This window comes from Pseudomonas sp. D5(2026), from assembly GCF_057766845.1.
In genome coordinates, this window is record NZ_CM173421.1 from 2,568,816 (window position 1) to 2,583,159 (window position 14,344).

The 14,344-nt window shown below is 59.5% G+C and carries 11 protein-coding genes and 4 pseudogenes; 11 read left to right on the forward strand and 4 right to left on the reverse strand.

What is annotated here, in order from left to right:
• Positions 1-101: 101 nt before the first annotated feature.
• From clpK to AC3B5Q_RS11820, 6 genes are all read left to right on the forward strand, one after another.
• Positions 102-2,873 (forward strand): heat shock survival AAA family ATPase ClpK, encoded by a 2,772-nt coding sequence (gene clpK / locus AC3B5Q_RS11795; RefSeq protein WP_488393093.1) that lies wholly within the window; start codon positions 102-104, stop codon positions 2,871-2,873.
• A 58-nt stretch (positions 2,874-2,931) separates the two neighbouring features.
• Positions 2,932-3,402, forward strand: a complete 471-nt coding sequence (locus AC3B5Q_RS11800; RefSeq protein WP_103444535.1) for a phosphate-starvation-inducible PsiE family protein — start codon at positions 2,932-2,934, stop codon at positions 3,400-3,402.
• Positions 3,403-3,591: 189 nt separating this feature from the next.
• Positions 3,592-4,047: an Hsp20/alpha crystallin family protein gene (locus AC3B5Q_RS11805; protein ID WP_021782314.1), complete on the forward strand. Its 456-nt coding sequence runs from the start codon at positions 3,592-3,594 to the stop codon at positions 4,045-4,047.
• 27 nt (positions 4,048-4,074) lie between these two features.
• Positions 4,075-4,446 carry an Hsp20/alpha crystallin family protein gene (locus AC3B5Q_RS11810; RefSeq protein WP_021782315.1) on the forward strand — a complete coding sequence of 124 codons (372 nt, stop codon included), beginning with the start codon at positions 4,075-4,077 and terminating at the stop codon, positions 4,444-4,446.
• Positions 4,447-4,472: 26 nt separating this feature from the next.
• Positions 4,473-4,976: an Hsp20/alpha crystallin family protein gene (locus AC3B5Q_RS11815; RefSeq protein ID WP_103444534.1), complete on the forward strand. Its 504-nt coding sequence runs from the start codon at positions 4,473-4,475 to the stop codon at positions 4,974-4,976.
• A gap of 229 nt (positions 4,977-5,205) precedes the next feature.
• Positions 5,206-6,987: a monovalent cation:proton antiporter-2 (CPA2) family protein gene (locus AC3B5Q_RS11820; protein ID WP_028697236.1), complete on the forward strand. Its 1,782-nt coding sequence runs from the start codon at positions 5,206-5,208 to the stop codon at positions 6,985-6,987.
• Between the two features lie 149 nt (positions 6,988-7,136).
• On the opposite strand, the gene AC3B5Q_RS11825 is transcribed toward AC3B5Q_RS11820, so the two are convergent.
• Positions 7,137-8,009, reverse strand: a complete 873-nt coding sequence (locus tag AC3B5Q_RS11825; protein ID WP_021782318.1) for a LysR family transcriptional regulator — start codon at positions 8,007-8,009, stop codon at positions 7,137-7,139.
• 220 nt (positions 8,010-8,229) lie between these two features.
• Here AC3B5Q_RS11825 and gloA point away from each other — a divergent pair, with 220 nt between their 5' ends.
• A complete protein-coding gene (gloA, locus tag AC3B5Q_RS11830; protein WP_021782319.1) occupies positions 8,230-8,625 on the forward strand; it encodes a lactoylglutathione lyase in 396 nt (131 codons plus the stop codon).
• Positions 8,626-9,095: 470 nt separating this feature from the next.
• Positions 9,096-10,064, forward strand: a complete 969-nt coding sequence (locus tag AC3B5Q_RS11835) for an LLM class oxidoreductase (protein ID WP_021782320.1) — start codon at positions 9,096-9,098, stop codon at positions 10,062-10,064.
• A gap of 101 nt (positions 10,065-10,165) precedes the next feature.
• Here AC3B5Q_RS11835 and AC3B5Q_RS11840 read toward each other — a convergent pair whose 3' ends face one another.
• Positions 10,166-10,987 carry a CmcJ/NvfI family oxidoreductase gene (locus AC3B5Q_RS11840; protein ID WP_028697235.1) on the reverse strand — a complete coding sequence of 274 codons (822 nt, stop codon included), beginning with the start codon at positions 10,985-10,987 and terminating at the stop codon, positions 10,166-10,168.
• 513 nt (positions 10,988-11,500) lie between these two features.
• Here AC3B5Q_RS11840 and AC3B5Q_RS11845 point away from each other — a divergent pair.
• A pseudogene (locus AC3B5Q_RS11845) lies at positions 11,501-11,725 on the forward strand (nitronate monooxygenase); the annotation flags it as partial.
• Between the two features lie 287 nt (positions 11,726-12,012).
• On the opposite strand, the pseudogene AC3B5Q_RS11850 reads toward AC3B5Q_RS11845, so the two are convergent.
• Positions 12,013-13,191 (reverse strand): annotated as a pseudogene (locus AC3B5Q_RS11850) (AAA family ATPase); the annotation flags it as partial.
• A 252-nt stretch (positions 13,192-13,443) separates the two neighbouring features.
• On the opposite strand from AC3B5Q_RS11850, the gene arfB reads away from it, so the two are divergent.
• Complete coding sequence (gene arfB / locus AC3B5Q_RS11855) at positions 13,444-13,857, forward strand: alternative ribosome rescue aminoacyl-tRNA hydrolase ArfB (protein ID WP_021782324.1); 414 nt, start codon at positions 13,444-13,446, stop codon at positions 13,855-13,857.
• A 28-nt stretch (positions 13,858-13,885) separates the two neighbouring features.
• Here arfB and AC3B5Q_RS11860 read toward each other — a convergent pair.
• A pseudogene (locus AC3B5Q_RS11860) lies at positions 13,886-14,089 on the reverse strand (IS630 family transposase); the annotation flags it as partial.
• Here AC3B5Q_RS11860 and AC3B5Q_RS11865 point away from each other — a divergent pair.
• Positions 14,088-14,279 (forward strand): annotated as a pseudogene (locus AC3B5Q_RS11865) (hypothetical protein); the annotation flags it as partial. The pseudogenes AC3B5Q_RS11860 and AC3B5Q_RS11865 sit on opposite strands and share 2 nt — an antisense overlap.
• Positions 14,280-14,344 lie beyond the last annotated feature (65 nt).

Sequence of the window (14,344 nt, forward strand, 5' to 3'; positions counted from 1 at the left end):
TGACTCGGAGATTCCATGGCAGTTGTCACGAAGGCCCTTCAGCAGACGAGGAGCTGCGGCAGGCTCCACTTCGTCGCCTCAATGATTCAAGGAGCGCCCGCATGGCCAGCAAACAGTGCCAGGTCTGTGGCCAACCCGCTACGACACGGGTGGAAGCCAAGGTCAATGGCCGCCACAGCACAATGCTGTTGTGTAATGATCACTATCGCCAATTGGTGCGCCAGCAAAAGCGCACCCTTTCCCCACTGGAGGCCCTTTTCGGCTCGCGCAGCGGTTTGTTTGAGGATTTCATCGGCAGCGATTTCTTCCGCAACGGAGGAGACTCAGTATCCGTTGCCGCGGGTGCCGATGATGTGGCCGAAGCGTCGTCTGGCGAACCTGCCCCCGCAGGGGCTGGCACGCCGCGGCGTCGTGGCAGCGGGCTGGCCAGCCGCATCAGCGAACACTCCGAGGCCCTGTTGCAGGAAGCTGCCAAGCGTGCCACGGAGTTCGGTCGGCCCGAAGTCGATACTGAGCACCTGCTGCTGGCCCTAGCCGACAGCGACGTGGTGAAGACCGTCCTCAGCCAGTTCAAGATCAAGGTCGATGACCTCAAACGCCAGATCGAGGCCGAAGCCAAGCGCGGCGACAAACCGTTTGAAGGAGAAATCGGCGTGTCGCCTCGCGTGAAGGATGCGCTCAGTCGCGCCTTTGTCGCCTCGAATGAATTAGGCCACGCTTACGTCGGACCCGAGCACCTTCTGATCGGGCTAGCAGAGGAGGGCGAAGGGCTGGCCGCCAACTTGCTGCGCCGCTATGGCCTCACGCCGCAGGCCCTGCGCCAGCGGGTAAACAAGGTGGTTGGCAAAGGGGCGGAGGATGGCCGCGCCGAGGCGCCGACCAATACGCCGGAGCTCGACAAGTATTCGCGCGATCTCACCAAGATGGCGCGCGAGGGCAAGCTGGACCCGGTCATCGGACGCGCGCAGGAAATCGAAACCACCATCGAGGTGCTGGCGCGGCGCAAGAAGAACAATCCCGTGTTGATCGGCGACCCTGGCGTGGGCAAGACGGCCATCGTCGAGGGATTGGCACAGCGTATGGTGGCCGGCGAGGTGCCCGAGACGCTGCGTGACAAGCGCCTGGTAGAGCTGAACATCAATTCCATGGTGGCCGGCGCGAAGTACCGGGGCGAGTTCGAGGAACGCGTGCACAAGGTGCTCAAGGAAATCTCCGAGCACCAGGGCGAGTTGATTCTCTTCATCGACGAGGTGCACACCATTGTGGGTGCCGGCCAGGGTGGTGGAGAAGGCGGCTTGGACGTCGCCAACGTCTTCAAACCGATGATGGCGCGTGGTGAGCTGAACCTGATCGGCGCGACCACGCTCAACGAGTACCAGAAGTACATCGAGCAGGACGCTGCGCTGGAGCGGCGTTTCCAGCCGGTCATGGTGCCCGAGCCAACGGTGGCGCAGACCATCATGATCCTGCGCGGCCTGCGCGATACCTTTGAAGCGCACCACAAGGTCAGCATCACCGAGGACGCGATCATCGCTGCCGCCGAACTGTCCGACCGCTACGTCACCGCGCGCTTCCTGCCGGACAAGGCCATCGACTTGCTCGATCAGGCTGCCGCCCGCGTGAAGCTATCGGCGACGGCCCGCCCGGTGGCGGTGCAGGAAATGGAATCCGAACTGCACCAGTTGCGCCGGGAGCAGAACTACGCGGCTTCCCGCAAGCGATATGACAATGCGGCGCAGATCAGCAAGCGCATCGAAGCCAAGGAGGCCGAACTCAAGGAGCGCGTCGCGGACTGGGAGCGCGAGCGCGGTTCGGGCAGCGCCGAAGTCAAGGCGGAGCACGTTGCACAGATCGTCTCGCGTCTGACCGGCATCCCGGTCAATGAGCTGACGGTGGAGGAGCGCGAGAAACTGCTGCACCTGGAGCATCGGCTGCATGAGCGCCTGGTGGGGCAGGACGAGGCGGTACGCGCTGTGGCGGATGCGGTGCGGCTGTCGCGCGCGGGTCTGCGCGAAGGCAGCAAGCCCGTGGCCACGTTCCTGTTCCTGGGTTCCACTGGCGTCGGCAAGACTGAGCTCGCCAAGGCGCTGGCGGAATCCATCTACGGCGACGAGGGGGCCCTGTTGCGCATCGACATGTCGGAGTATGGCGAGCGCCATTCCGTGGCTCGGCTGGTGGGCGCGCCCCCCGGCTACGTCGGTTATGACGAAGGTGGCCAGCTTACCGAAAAGGTCCGGCGCAAGCCCTATAGCGTGCTGCTGCTCGACGAGATCGAGAAGGCCCACCCCGACGTCTACAACATCCTGCTGCAGGTGTTCGACGACGGGCGACTGACCGATGGTAAGGGGCGCGTGGTGGACTTCACCAACACCATTATCATCGCCACGTCCAACCTGGGCTCCGACATCATTCAGCGCCGGCTGAATGCGCCCGGAGCGGCTGGCGAGGAATACGAGAAGACCAAGGCCGAGGTGATGGACGTGCTGCGCGGGCACTTTCGCCCCGAGTTCCTCAACCGCATCGACGAAATCATCGTCTTCCATGCCCTGGGCAAGCAAGAGATCCGCCACATCGTCGGCCTGCAACTCGATCGCGTGGCCCGTAATGCCGCGAGCCAGGGCGTGACGCTGACGTTCGACGAGACGCTGGTCGATCACTTGGCGGAAGAGGGCTACAAACCCGAATTCGGTGCCCGCGAGCTCAAGCGACTGATCCGCAGCGAGCTGGAGACGGCACTGGCGCGTGAAATACTCGGCGGCGGCATTGGCAAGGGTGATCAGGCCCATGCGCGCTGGGACGACAAGGCGGAGCGGGTCGGGTTCGACCGGCAGCAAGCCGTGCCGGTCAAAGAGCTCGACAGTGAAAATGCGTGAAGCGCTGCCGAAGGCTGCACTTTCTCGTTGCAATGATCTGCTGCTGAAGGGGTGACGCATGAAGGACAGCAATCAGCCCGAGACCACACGCATGCGACTGCGTCGCGAGTGGGCGGTGATGACGTTTTACGAGCGTTTCGAGCAGATCGTCGCCCACATTCTATCGATGGTGATCGCGCTGGTTATCGTGGTGTCGCTGGTGCAGCTGATCCAGATAGTCTTCAGCCTGCTGATCATCGATGCGTTCAATCCGCTGGACCACCGGACCTTCCAGAATGTGTTCGGCATGGTCATGACGCTGCTGATCGCGATGGAATTCAAGCATTCCATCGTGCGCGTTGTCTTGCGCCGTGACAGCATCATTCAAGTCAAGACGGTCCTGTTGATCGGGTTGATCGCGCTGTCCCGCAAGATCGTGATCCTTGATCCCGATGTCAGCCCGGCCAAAGTCGCGGCGCTTGCTGGCGCGACCCTGGCCCTGGGGCTGACCTATTGGCTGTTGCGTGAGCGCGATGATCGAGTTGCCTAGGCTCTGTGTGAATGGCGCCAAGGCAAAGATTGAAGGGGAAAAAGAGCGCGGATCTGTAATTCCATATTCGTTCAAACCGGGGCTTGAAAACCTCGAAATCGCTCACATGATTCCGTCGTCAGGGGCCGCAGCCCGGCGCTTCGTGCCTCCTGTTCGAGATCATTTCAGTCAGCTTGAAGGAGGATTGTCATGTACGAGTCCCTTCTTAATCTGTCGAGCGATCCCATTGCCGAGTTCGAGAGGCTGCAGCGCGAACTGCAACATGTGCTGGGAACGGGTCTGGGGCGCCCAGGCAGTATTCGTGCCTTGGCCAGTGGTGCTTTTCCTGCCATCAATGTCGCGAGCACGCCGTCCAGCCTGGAGGTCTACGCCTTCGTTCCCGGCGTCGACCCGAGCGACCTCGATCTGCAGATTCACCGAGGGTTGCTGTCGATTTCCGGTGAGCGCCGGCCGGCGCGCAGCGCACAGGAGGGCAATTGCTCGGTGTACGCCAACGAGCGTTTTTCCGGACGGTTCAAGCGTACCGTGAGCCTCAATGATCAGGTCGATACCGACAAGGTCGAAGCTCACTGTTGCGACGGTGTTCTGCGCATTTCGCTACCGCGGCGCGAAGCGCTGCAGCCCAAGCGCATAGCCATTCAGTAACAGCAACGGTTTGAAGGAGGAATCACCATGAACGACAAGCAAGCGGTCGTGCGCGGCGAAACTGAAACCCAAACACTGCTGCCGCGTGTCGATGTATTTGAAGACGAAAACGGAATCCAACTGTTTGCGGACCTACCGGGCGTGCCCAAGGACCATCTCGTGGTCAATGTGGACGGTGACACGCTTGTGCTGGAAGGGGAGATCATGCCGCAGTTGAGCGAACAGTTGGAGGCCGTCTACGCAGAGGTCCAGCTGTCGCGATTCAGGCGAGCCTTCACCTTGAGCTCCGAACTGGACACGACCCGGATCGACGCTGAGCTACGGGACGGCGTGCTGAACGTGCGCGTTCCCAAACATGCACATGCCCAGCCGCGCAAGATCGTCGTGAAAAGCGAGTAGGGCCTTGAGCGTGTGGAGGACGACCCATGGACAAACTAGCTGAACTCAAACATGGCCTGGAGGAAACCTGGCATTCGCTGGGCGAGGGCTGGCGTCAGCTTCGCGATCGCACCAGCGAGGCCCTGACGCGCTTCACGCCTGTCAACCGGAGCAGGAACGTCTCGGAGGATGCTACTTCAGCACCGGCACTTGCCTCGAACTGGGGATTGCTGGCCGGCGATCTTTACGAGGATGGCGACCAGGTCGTCATTCGCCTCGAGGTGCCCGGAATGGTGAAGGAGGATCTGAATCTGGAAGTGCGGGGCGATGCCTTGATCATTCGCGGTGAAAAACGCATCGAGCAGGAGCAGGGCAATGGGCGTTATCGCGTCCGGCAGTGCACCTTCGGCAGTTTCCGCCGCGCCTTCCAGCTTCCCGCTCCGGTCATTGCCGAGAAGGCCAGAGCCATATGCAGCAACGGTGTGCTGCGTGTCGAACTGCCCAAGGAAGAGCGTGCGCGTGGCCGGCGCATCGAGGTTCGCTCGGGTTGATACTGCCACTGCATGTTCTTTGCGCAGACAAGGTACAACCCTCGTCGCCTGAACTACCCGCCCGCGAAAACCTCGCGGGCGGGTAGTACTTCGGTTGCTCAACGGGAAGAACGGTAGCCGCTCCCCCCTGCAATGGACATTGCACTTCTCTGTCGAGCTGAGGCGCCCAGCGATAATTCATCCGGATTTTTTCCCATAACCGGTCCTGCCAGGGCTGAAGGTCGAGACTATGTCCGCTGAAGGTAACGCAGGACTTTTGTTGGGTGTTATCACTTTGCTCACCGCCGCCGTGGTGGCCGTGCCGCTGCTCAAGCGCATCGGGTTCGGCTCAGTGATGGGCTACCTGTTGGCAGGGATGATGATCGGACCCTTCGGGCTGCAACTGATCAATGACCCCCACACCATCATTGATGTGGGCGAGTTGGGTGTGGTGATGTTTCTTTTCGTGATTGGCCTGGAGCTCAAACCCTCGCATCTATGGGACCTGCGTGGGCAGATCTTTGGGCTGGGCAGCCTGCAGGTGGTGATCTGTGCCGTTCTGCTCACCGTCGTCGGCAAGGCCTTTGGTTTCCCTTGGCAGGTGTCATTCGTCTGCGCGGCCGGTTTTGTGCTCACATCCACGGCGATTGTCATGCAAGTTCTCTCGGAGCGGGGTGACTTGAACGAGCCGAGGGGCCAACGCATCGTCTCCATTCTGCTGTTTGAAGACCTGTTGATAGTGCCGTTGCTGGCGGTGGTGGCATTTCTGGCACCTACTGCATCGGTGCCCGAACCCAGCTCCCCCCTGTGGCAGCGCATGGCGACCGCAGCGCTGTCCCTGAGCGCACTGGTGGTCATCGGGTTGTGGTTGCTCAACCCTCTGTTTCGGGTATTGGCCCAAGCCAGGGCGCGCGAGGTGATGACTGCTGCCGCGCTGCTGGTGGTGCTGGGAGCAGCGCTGCTGATGGAAATCGGCGGCCTGTCAATGGCGATGGGCGCGTTCGTTGCCGGTGTGCTGCTGTCGGAGTCCACCTTCCGCCACCAGCTTGAGGCTGACATAGAACCGTTTCGCGGGTTGTTGCTGGGGCTGTTTTTCCTCGGCGTCGGCATGGCGCTGGATCTGCACGTGGTGGCCGCGAACTGGCTGCTGATCACCTCTGGCGTGCTGGCGCTGATGATGGTCAAGGCGCTGTGTATCTATGGGGTCGCGCGCCTCGCGAAAAGCCAGCATGGTGATGCGCTGGACCGCGCCGTGCTGATGGCGCAGGGTGGTGAATTTGCGTTCGTGCTGTTTGCCGAAGCGCTGAAACTCAAGGTCGTCAGTGCCGAAATCAACGCCAACATGACGGCTATCGTGGTGTTGTCCATGGCCGTTACGCCGGTCAACCTTCTATTGTACAAGCGCTTCGCGCGGCCCCGGGCGGTTTCCATGGCCGGTGTGGAGCCGGCACAGAATCTCCAAGGCCATATCCTGATCATAGGGTTTGGTCGTGTCGGCCAGATCGCTTGCCAGGCACCACTCGCTCATGGCGCCAAGCTTTCGATCATCGACATGGACCCGGAGGTGATCCGCGCCGTCGAGCCTTATGGTTTCAAGGTCTATTACGGTGATGGTGCCCGGCACGACCTGTTGCATGCTGCCGGGGCCCATCACGCCCGTACCATCATTGTGTGCGTGAATGACAAGAAGGCCGCGACACGCATCGTCGAAAGCACGCGGCACTATTGCCCGCAGGTGAAGGTGCTGGTGCGCGCCTTTGACCGCGAGCACGCGTTGGAGCTGGTCAAGCACGACGCCGACTACATCGTGCGGGAAACCTTTGAATCCGCCTTGCTGCTTGGCCACCAGGCCGTGCTGACCCTGGGTGCCTCAGCGCACGAAGCCGACGCGGTGACCGACGAGGTGCGCACCCGCGATGCTGAACGTTTTGCCCTGGAAACATCCGGGGGGCTATTTGCCGGGCGAGCGTTGGTCCTGGGAAATATCGAGCGCATTGATCCGCCGAAGCCTGAAGCACGGGATGCTCATTGAGCATGAAAACCTGACGGCAATACGCACACTCACGCTATCGCAGGCACGCACACAACTGCGGGCGATTATTTTCTGCCGCTTCGTGGGCGATGTGTAGTTTCCTGGATGGCGAGACAGATTAAATCTTCATGGGATGCGGGGATTGCACATTAAACATTGCCCTTGCCCTGGTGATTATCAATGGCCTCGATGAAATTCTTGATCAACGGCGACTGCTGATTTTTTCGCCAGACGAAATAGATATCGCTTGAATCCAAGCTCGGCACATGATCGGCCTGAAAGGTATCTGCCTGGCTCGCGAAACGGTCGATATAACTCTCTGGCACGCAAGCAAAGCCAATTTCCTGTGCGATGCAGGCAAAAATACTGGGATACGATTCGATTTCCAGTATCGCCCGAGGCTGGATGCCGCTGCGTTCTAGCCAGTTATCGACCTGTTGCCTGTAGTGACAGGTGCGACCGAATACATACAGTTCGAGCCCAGCCAGGTCTTCCGGGGTGGGCGAGGAAAAGGCCTTCGGTACAACTCTCAACAAGCGCTCACGGAACGCTAAGCGGCTTTCAAGCAAAGGATGCTCGATGGGGCCATCAGTGAGGATCAAATCAAGCTCGCCATCCATCAACAGCCGCTCCAGGAGTAGCGAGTGCTCCGGACGGATGTGCAGTTCTACCCCAGGCGCCTCAAGGCGGTACCGTACTAGAAGCGGAGGGAGATGATTGGCCAGCGCTACGTCAAGCGCCCCAACGCGAAGCACGCCAGGCATGGAATCGGTTGAAAACAGCGAGCGTGTTTCAGCTGCCAGGTCGAGGAGCTGTTTGGCTTTGCGGTAGACCAGCCTACCTTCGGGGGTGACAAGTAACCGGTTATTTTCGCGGTTGAACAAGACGACGCCGAGCTGAGTTTCTAGTTCTCGCAGTCTTGCTGTGATGTTCGAGGGCACGCAATGCAGCTGTGCAGCTGCTGCGGCTATCGTACCGTGCTCTACGACAGCGCAAAAAAAACCAAGCTGTGAAAGCTTCAAGATGCTCTCCTTTTGTGATGGTATAGCTCACATCTGATCACTTTTAGTGATGCGTGTGTCAGCTTAACATTGCCCGGGCAAACGCATCCAATCACCTCGACAGCCTAGCCTCATGGGCTTGCGGTGGTAGGGCCTGGATGCACGGACTTTCGTCGTTGTCGGGGAAAGCCTTCTAGGAAATGTTGGCCTTGCGAAGGGCTGAAGCTGCAGCGGAGAATCGATGCGCATACTACATACCATGCTACGTGTGGTGGATCTGGATAAAACCATTCACTTCTACACTAAAGTGCTCGGCATGAGCCTCTTGAGACGCAAAGACTATCCGGAGGGCAAATTCACCCTTGCTTTCCTCGGATATGGCCTGGAGACAGAAACTGCTGTTCTGGAGCTGACGCGAAATTGGGGACAAGATAGCTATGAGATTGGCGATGCTTACGGGCATGTAGCTATCGAGGTTGAGGATGCAGAAGCTGTGTGCAGCCGTGCTGCTATCATGGGATATCGTGTTCCTCGACCAGCAGGTCTCATGAAACATGGACGCACAATAATCGCGTTCATTGAAGATCCCAACGGGTACAAGGTCGAGCTGATACAAAAAGGCACGCAATTCGACTGATCAAGCGAGGGAAGGCGCGAGGCAGGGCCTGGAGTGGCGAAAGTGCTTTTGTGCTCTTTACCGAAGCTCGGTCTTCAAGGCCCTGAACTCATCATAGCTGTTGGCCGTACAGGTCGGATTGCTTGTCCGGCGCCGCTCGCACAGGGAGCTAAACTTTAGAATATCGATGTAAATCCGCAACTGATTCGCACCGTGGAGCCCTCTGGTCTCAAGGTCCATCACGGTGATGGTGACCGCTCTGACACATTGAGCGGTTCATACACGATGCCGACTACCTAGGGCGGGAAACCTTTAATCCGCACTGTAGCTCGACCGTCAAGCCGTGCTGACGCTGGGCGCGTTGGGGGTCGAAACCGACGCGGTGCGCATACGCGATACCTAACGAAGTGGCGAAGGTGTCCGTTGTCATAGGACAAACCCAGGTTTCTTTCAGCACCCTCATCCAGGTTCTGATGTAAGTAGGAGGGCGCATGTTCACTCCGAGTTCCATTCCCTATCAGCGACAACCGGGCTTTCAGCGCACTTACCGTCAAGGTCGGTTGAGCCTGGGCCTTTTCCTCCCCCTCGAAGCCTTTAGCGGTGATATGCCGAGTATGGCTGGCCAGGTGAGCCTGGCCCAAAGAGCCGAAAAGCTAGGTTTCGCTGCCCTTTGGTTTCGCGATGTACCGTTACGTGACCCTAGTTTCGGTGATACCGGTCAGGTCTTCGATCCTTGGGTCTACCTGGGTTTCATGGCGGCACACACGCATTCGATTGCGCTGGGTACCGCCTCGGTCATCCTGCCAATCCGCAACCCTCTTCACACCGCGAAGGCGGCCACCAGTGTAGATCAACTCAGTGGCGGCCGCCTGTTATTAGGCGTGGCTTCCGGGGACCGACCTGTAGAGTTTCCCGCATTCGGTGTAGATCCGGAGCAGCGTGACAGAATGTTCCGCGAATACCTAGAGGTATTTCGCCAGGTTCAGCGCAGCAGTTTCGTGCCTTTGACCTGGTCCGGCGGCACGCTTGAGGGCTGCGATCTGATTCCCAAGCCGACCACAGCGGAAATTCCATTCTTCGTCACCGGTCATAGCCGCCAGACGCTGGATTGGATTGCCCGCTGCAGTCATGGCTGGATCAGTTATCCGCGTGCGCCGAAGACTCAGCAACTGATTGTCGAGAACTGGCGCACTGCAGTGCATACCGAATGTGGTGAGCTGTTCAAACCCTTCACCCAGTCGCTATACATCGACCTGACGGACAACTCGCAGATACCCCCTCGACCGATCCACCTCGGCTATCAATTAGGGCGATATCATCTGATCTCACTGCTGCAACACTTACAGGAGATCGGCGTCAACCATGTGATCATCAACTTGAAGTACGGGCAACGCCCCGCTGGCGAGGTCCTCGAGGAGCTCGGTCAGTTCGTTCTGCCTGACTTCATCCTGTCTACGTGAGGCGGCACGGGGCACGAATGCTACGCCCCGAGCTTTCTATCCGGTCACCGCGCCGGGCGCGAGACGGCGATATGGCCGCCGCCACACCCGGTGACCAATACCTAGTGAAAGAAGGCCAGGGTACGAACTTCGATACTTTCGCGTGGCGGGGCTCCCGGCGGCGTATGGGGGAGCTGGAAGGCGGCATGGGGGGTGAAGCGGGCACGGCCGTCGTGACGCGAGTCATAACCCTTGATCAGCAAGACTTCGTCACGGCGCATCTCCGGAAAATAGTACCAGCGCTGGTGAGTATTGTAGGCGAGGTGATAAATTTCCCCGATGCGATCCGGATAGACCAAGTCGGTAGCCAGCAGATCATTGGGGGCGAGCGTCGAGGCGTCCAGCACCGCCAACGGCGAGCGCTTGACAGGGCCGCTTATCGGGCGCCAGACGTTGATCTGAGCGACTGACATCGCTGCCATTGCGGCGGCTTGTTCCGCGCCCAGTACTTCCCGGATACGCTCAGGCCCCGAGTGTTCGGTGTAGTCATTGTGCACACGGCTGGCTGGGCCGCGAAAATCCCGCCGTTCGGCGTCACTGCGCCTGGTGTGGTCGAAGATCACGACCCGGCTCGCGCCCGTCAATTGCTTGATCAAGGCCTTTATCTCGTCATAGTAGACCTTTACTACCGAGGTATCGTCGTAGAGATCGTCTACCACCGTCTCTCGCCGGTGGAGTTCAAACCCCTGCTTGTCCAGTGAAAGGCTGTCGGCTAACGGACGTCCGTTTTGTATCTTGACTTCGCGCTCCTCCTGCTCGGCAAAGTAGTGAGCCTCACTGTCACCGGTCAAAGCCTCGGTATGTATATAGGGCTTTGCATTTTGCCTGACCAGGTAGGTGAGTTTCGTGAGAACGCTATCGGGCATATCAATTGTGCATTTCAAGTAATACCTCCCGTTCTGCTGGCCGTACTCGGCGTGGTGGCGCTGTGGCGGCGATGTGGCTGGCATGTAGGCTCGCTCTCAATCATATGCCCTCGAACAGACGCATTAAATGCCCTCCAGGCGCAAGCCCTCCAAGAGTGACAAGTGGCTATCCACAACTTTGCTGTCAGCAGGAGAAAGCTTGGAATCTGCAAGAGGCGGATACTTGCCCAGGCCTTCCCCCGTTTCGTGAGTCGAAAGGATGGCACCACTGCTGTTCACGTACATGCCGTGTAGCATGACCTGCGTGTCTGCGGCGGAAGCTTCGTTAGCACCCATTTTCAATGGTTTGCCCAATTGACAGCGCGTGTTCCAGTCAGGTGCGTGCTGATTAGCTCCGGCCCTGCAAATGGTGGATCTCACCATGAACGACATATGCCGCCATGGGGGGGCCGTCGAGCACCAGCAGGTCGGCCTGCTTACCTGGCTCGAGCGTGCAGACTGGTATGGGCGCCAGCGGCGCAGTAGATCACTGGGGCAGGGATCAAAGCTGCAATGGCGCTCGGCGCCTGCGGTGCGCAGCTTGGCACAGCCTTTATCCTCTGCCCTGAGACATCCGCAAACGCTGCCTACCGGGAAGCAATGAAAAGCCATCGCGCCTATCACACCCAGGTTACCAGTGTGATTTCTGGGCGACCTGCCCGGGGCATGGTCAATCGGAACTTCACGGATCTACCTTCGGATCACGCCTCTATACCGGCATAGGCATCACTTTCGAATCCTTATCGAGGCGAGATAAATGAACTGCTTAACAAGGGACTATAGTGGCATATTGCTCTGCTGACCCGCCAGAGCGAAGAAGAAGCCCAGACGAACCGGACCTGTGGCATTAGAACGGGGCTGCCTAATGGATGCCATACCAGACTGGGGGAACAGGGCACACGTGGTTTCCCGATGACACGTCATCCTCTCTCTCGAATTCTGCTGGAAGCGGGGAGCGGTGCAGTTTGGTGCGAGAGTCTAGGCAAAGTGAAAAAAATCTCAGGGTAAGTGAAAAGCCACGGTGGTGCACCGATGAGGCGCTGGTCGGCATGCTCTGCGCTGAATTCCGACATGTCGAAACGGATATAAGCGCTTTCGTCGCCGAACAGCAGGCTGGTCATGGTTTTGGCCAGCTCGGTCTTGCCCACCCCGGTCGGCCCAGCCAGGAAGGCTACGCCACGTGGACGGTTACCCTTGCGGCTGGCGCCGACGCCGGTCATCGCCCGCTTGACGATGTCGAGCATGTGGGTCACAGCGTGGTCCTGGCCTTTTACCCGTTGGTGCACCAGTTCTTCGCCCTTGCGAATGCGCTGGCGATCGATACGCAGCCAGGGGTCTTCGGTGACACCCACTTTATACCGGCGCACGGCATCAGCGATCTGCACCATGGGCACACCTTCGACCCGTGCGAGTTGCGCGATGGCGCTGAGGTCGAGCAGCAGCAGGCCCTCGGTATTCTGTACGAAGGCGTCCGCAGCCTGAGCGAGCGCGTCCTGACTCGCCTCCTGGCTACCGGCGAGCCCCTTGAGCAGCGCCGGCGCCAGGGCGCGGCGGGCCAGTTGGTCAGGTTTGGAGACGGGAATGTGGCGAATCCGGGGGTTGTCGACCAGCAGCCAGTCCGGCAGGTCGCCTTCTTTCTCCACCAGCCACAGCAGCGTATTGAAGAATGGCTTGCGCGTTTGTGGCTGGGGCCTGCTGCGCGCCTGGTGGGCATGCACCAAGGCCTGAGTGAACAGCTGATGCTCGGCCGCGTTCAGGGAATCGCTACGTACCGCCAGGCGCGAGGCGAAGTCGATGATCAGGGCGACAGGCGTATCGGTGCGGGCCAGCAGCCGCTGCATGGTGGCGGCCAGCAGGTCGATACCCGCAGACGCGGCGCCGTTCACCGGGGTCAGGCCGAGTTCCTGGAGCAGGGCTTGGCCAGGTGCCGGGTCGCTGCCGGGCTTGCCAAGCACACGAAAACCAGCCACCGGGTCCCAAGCCAGCACATGGCCATAGCCGGTGTCGAGCAAGGCGTTGCACAGGGTCTGGTTGAAGCTCTGGGCCGTGACCGTGCCAGGAACGACCTCACAAGCCTGGAGGTCGCGGATGTTGCCCGACAGGACGAATTGGCTTTTCAGTGGCAGGAAGCGGACGAGGTCACGCATCCAGCGCGGGGTTTGAAACGGTGTAGTCCCTGACATGATCAACTCGTCTAGGTTGGATCCTTGGCAGGGTATTGGTCCTTGCGCGTATTTTCCAGTATTGCCGTCTGAAAGTTCAGCGCGTTGTAGGGCAGCATTTCAAGAATGCCTCGATACGTACCGAGGATGGCAACCAGACAAGTGCATGAGGTCAGCAATGGTAGACTTCGGCGCTGATTCAAGGAACTGTGTGTGGTGCTATGGGATAGCGGCGCAGGCTGTAATAATGGGGGCAATTACAAGGGCCATGTCATGCTGACCATCACCAATAACGTGCATCTGCCGGATGCCGACATCGAACTGACATACATTCGCGCGCAAGGCGCGGGCGGGCAGAATGTCAACAAGGTGTCCAGCGCGGTGCACCTGCGCTTCGACATCCCGGCCTCGTCGCTGCCCGAGTTTTACAAGGAGCGGCTGTTAGGGTTGCGTGACAGTCGCATCACCGGTGACGGCGTGTTGATCATCAAGGCCCAGCAGTACCGCACCCAGGAGCAGAACCGCGCTGACGCACTGGCGCGTCTTGCCGAGTTGATCATCGCTGCCGGCAAGACCGAGAAAAAACGCCGCCCCACCAAGCCGACCCTCGGCTCGAAGACCCGCCGGCTCGAAGGAAAAGCCAGACGCAGCACTATCAAGATGGGGCGGGGCAAGGTGGAGTTCTAGTGTGGTGTTTCACAAATACCGCTGAAAATCATTTGCCCAGCGCTCGCGCCGCGCGAGCGACTGAGGCAAGGATGTCCTCGGCCTTCTTGTGCCACCGAAATGGCTTCGGGTTCTGGTTGTAGGTTTCCAGGTAGTACTCGATCGACGCCTCCAGATCCTTAACGCTGACATGTGCCTGCCGCTTGATTCACTTCTCGCTCAGCGTTGAGAAAAACCGCTCAACCAGATTCATCTTCTCGATGGGCTTTGTCGCGCTACTGTTCTGCGCCTACAAACCCGTCATTGACCTGGGTGTATTGGTGATACTGGCGCTGTCATCCGGCGGCTTCATTAGCATTTTGCTGGTCACACTGATTTCGCCGTGGTTCTTTGCCGCGATTGTGCCGCAGCCAGCAGTGCAAGAGGGTGAGCAGCCGGGGGGGCTGTGCCAGGCTAAATCGCCGGGGCGCCTGCCTGCTGAAAACGGCACCGTGCGCTATGGCCGTTC